Origin of the sequence: Micromonospora sp. BL1, from assembly GCF_003667485.1 — a bacterium.
GTDB classification, from domain to species: domain Bacteria; phylum Actinomycetota; class Actinomycetes; order Mycobacteriales; family Micromonosporaceae; genus Micromonospora; species Micromonospora tulbaghiae.
In genome coordinates this window covers 1-406 of record NZ_RCVK01000302.1, presented here as the reverse complement: position 1 = coordinate 406, position 406 = coordinate 1, and the positions used below count along the sequence as shown (strand labels likewise).

Below are 406 nucleotides of genomic sequence, written 5' to 3'. Positions count from 1 at the left end.
CGCAGCGCGCCGGCCATCGCCTGCGTCCGCTCGCCGGTGGCGACCCGCTCGCGGGCGTAGTACGGCATCGAGCGCCGCAGGTACCAGCGCAGCGCCAGCGCGTACGCGGGCGCGGCCACCAGCCCGGCGAGGCCGAGCCGCCAGTCCAGCGCGACCAGCCCGAACACGGTGAGCACGACGGACAGCAGCGCGCCGACGAACGCCGGGCCGCTCACCGCGATCACGTTCGTCACCACCGCCACGTCGTCGCCGACGCGGGCCAGCAGGTCGCCGGTGCCGGCCCGCTCCAGCGTCGCCGACGGCAGGTGCAGCGCCCGGTCGAGGACGCGCTCGCGCAGCCGGGCCAGCACCGTCTCGCCGAGCCGGGACGCGAGCGCGGCGCCGAGCGCGGTGAGCAGGCCGGTGA

At 78.1% G+C, this 406-nt stretch carries 1 protein-coding gene; it reads right to left on the bottom strand.

The features are described 5' to 3' along the window. Positions 1–406: ABC transporter transmembrane domain-containing protein (locus tag EAD96_RS22750; RefSeq protein WP_147457917.1), on the bottom strand; the 406-nt coding region annotated here is incomplete at both ends.